This window comes from Streptomyces katrae, assembly GCF_000966975.1.
Taxonomy (GTDB): Bacteria; Actinomycetota; Actinomycetes; order Streptomycetales; family Streptomycetaceae; genus Streptomyces; species Streptomyces katrae.
On record NZ_JZWV01000921.1, the window covers coordinates 1 to 2,861 of the forward strand.

Genomic DNA, 2,861 nt, shown 5'->3' on the forward strand with positions numbered 1-2,861 from the left:
GTGCCGACGCAGCGGCCCCTGACCGAATCCGAACGCGTCCTGTCCGACCGGATGGTGGCCTACTGAACGGCCTTCGCCCGGCACCTGCGAGAACGCCTCAGGCACATGAACTGAGCTGGCCAGGAAGGATGGCACGGATGGGAGCCGACCACTCCGAGACCTCGGCGTCCCCATTCGCTCGAACCAGGAAGCAGTGCTTGACCTGCGGATCAAGCCCGGACCAGGTGAATTCCGTGGTGTTGGCGGGCAGGCCCACGGTCTCCCCGGTCGTCGTGTCGCGGATGCTGTAGCCGATTTCATTGACGGAATTGTCCACCCACTTCACAACGACTTCCTTCTTGCCACTACAAGGCAATCTGGGAACACACAGCACGCGGACTGCCCTGGCACGGACGTCCGTCGGCTTGGCGGGACGCTCTGGAACGTTATGAGTGACAGTGAAATTCGCTACGGCACCATCATTCGACTGAAATTCGTGATTGTACGCCTCCAAGCCCACCTTGACGCTTTCGCCCGCGGCGATCGAGCCATTCCATCTCTGGAACTCCTCCAGATCGGTGCTCCCACAGGTCGAACCCTCAAAGAAATTCAACAAAGCGCTCACGGTCACCCTGTCACTCTCAATCAGGTCCACTGTGACGCGTAGTTCGCCCCTGCTCTCCCCGCCCGCGCACTGAACGAACAGGAAGGACTCCTTGGGGTCTCCATGTGTAAGGTTGACCTCCCTGAAAACGTGGCGCGTGATCCGGCTCCCTTTCCCGAACACGGGGTTGTTCTCCACCACGAGGGCCCCGGTGATCGCGACGGTGTGCGTGGGGTGCGCCCATGCGGGCTGTGCCATCCCCACGAACGGAAGGGGCGTCATGAGAACGGCGACTGCGAAAAGGTTTCCCAGCTTCATCACGAGGACCTCGCGGATTGCCGGCGTGGCAGTGGATCCCCCACCGGCCGACGGAACGGGCGATAGACCCCCCGTCTTGATGCTCCCACCACAGCAATGCCGCCGCACCCAGCGGCCACCTGCGAAGCCCGTACTCATCCGTACGCGCCGGGGCGGATCCCGGTCAGGTGAGTTTCCACAGCCAGACCGTGTCGTTGCCGCCGGTGCTCGTACCGCTGCTGCAGCCGGCGGCCAGGGTCTTGCCGTCCGGGCTGAACGCCAGTGCCTCGACGGAGGCGCCCGGTTCGTGGGTGGAGGTCGGGGTGCCCGAGGTGGTGGACCAGACGAGGACCTTGCCGTCGCGGTCACCGGTGGCCAGGGTCCGCCCGTCGGGATGGAAGGCGATCGTCTGGACCGGGGAGTCGTGGCCCTCCAGGGTGGTGACGTCCTGCCGGGTGGCGGTGTTCCACAGGCGTACGCCGGCTCCCTGGTCGCCGAAGGCGAGGAGCTGGCCGTCGGGGCTGAAGACCGCGCCGGTCGCGCCCTGGGCGTCGAGGGTGGCCAGGACGGTGTCGGCCGAGCCCTTCCGCAGCTGGAGCGGCCATCCGGCGGCCAGCATCGTGCCGTCCGCGCTGTAGGCGGCCGGACCGTTCTTGACGTCCTCGTGGAAGGCGAGCCGGGATCCCGTGCCGGTGTCCCAGAGGTACAGGCCGCGGCCGCTGCTGGCGGCGAGGGTCCTCCCGTCGGGGCTGAGGCCCAGGCCCTGGATGAACCCGTCCTGGGCCTGGCCCGTGGTTTCCCCGGTGAACGTCCCCACCGTGCGGCCCGTGGCGACGTCCCACTTGAGGATCTTGTGCTCGTCCGCCCGGTACAGCGTCCCGAGGTCCCGGCTGAAGACGTGCGCCTGGGTGTAGGCGGCGACGCTGATCCGGGTGACGCCCGCCTTCTTGCCCGGCGGTGACCAGCGCCAGATCTGGCCGTCGCCTCCGGCGGCGACCAGGGTGCCGCCGTCGGCGCTGAAGGCGAGCCCGTACGTGCTGCTCGGGCCTTCAAGGGCGTCGCTCCCGCCGAGCAGCAGGTAGGCGGGGATCCCGGCCGCCGCGACCGCTGTCGCCGACGCGCCCGCGATGAGCAGCGCGCGCCGCGAGGGCCCGCGGCGGGTCCCCGTCGCCCCGGCGGACGGCGGGCGCGGGTCCTGCCGGGCGTCCGCGTCGCGGTCGCGCTCCGTGGTCGGCTGCGGGGTCGGCTGCGGGGTCCGGAGGGGCGGGGACCCCACCACGGTCCGTTCGTGGCTCGGCCGGGGTGTCCGCGCCCCCTCCGCGACGGCGGCCGCGAACCGTGCGGGCAGGCCGTGCGCGTCGGGGCGGTCGGCCGGGTCCTTGGCGAGGCAGTCGACGAGGAGGGCCCGGAGGTCGCCGTCGATCCCGTCGAGGGCGGGCGGTGCGTCGAGGATCCGCTGGACGACGCCAGGCAGGGAGGGCGCGTCGAACGGGCCGCGGCCCGTCGCGGCGAAGGCGATCACCGCGCCGAGGGCGAACACGTCGCTGGCCGGTCCGGCGCGGTCGGCGCGGATCTGCTCGGGCGACATGTAGGCGTAGGTGCCGATCACGGATCCGGTCGCGGTCAGCGAACTCGCGTCCACGGCGCGTGCGATGCCGAAGTCGATGATGCGCGGCCCGTCCTCGGCCACGATCACGTTGCCGGGTTTGAGGTCCCGGTGGACCAGACCGCACCGGTGGATCGCCGCGAGTCCTTCGGCGAGTCCCGCGCCGAGCCGCAGCGCCGCCGTCGGCCCGAGCGGCCCGCCCTCGGCTATCGCACGGTGGAGGGTGGGCCCCGGCACGAACGCGGTGACCAGCCAGGGGGATTCGGCCGCCGGGTCCGCGTCCACGACCTGCGCCGTGTGGAACCCGCCGACCTGCCGGGCGGCCTCCACCTCCCGGGCGAACCGCTCCCGGAACTGCCCGGTGCCGGCCAGCTC

2 protein-coding genes are annotated in these 2,861 nt (G+C 70.7%); both read right to left on the bottom strand.

Going from position 1 to position 2,861, the window contains the following annotated elements; genetic code table 11:
• Positions 1-97: 97 nt before the first annotated feature.
• On the bottom strand, positions 98-901 hold the full coding sequence (locus VR44_RS29645; RefSeq protein WP_157880439.1) for a fibronectin type III domain-containing protein: 804 nt from the start codon (positions 899-901) through the stop codon (positions 98-100).
• A gap of 163 nt (positions 902-1,064) precedes the next feature.
• Positions 1,065-2,861: serine/threonine-protein kinase (locus VR44_RS29650; RefSeq protein ID WP_052713888.1), on the bottom strand; the 1,797-nt coding region annotated here is incomplete at its 5' end.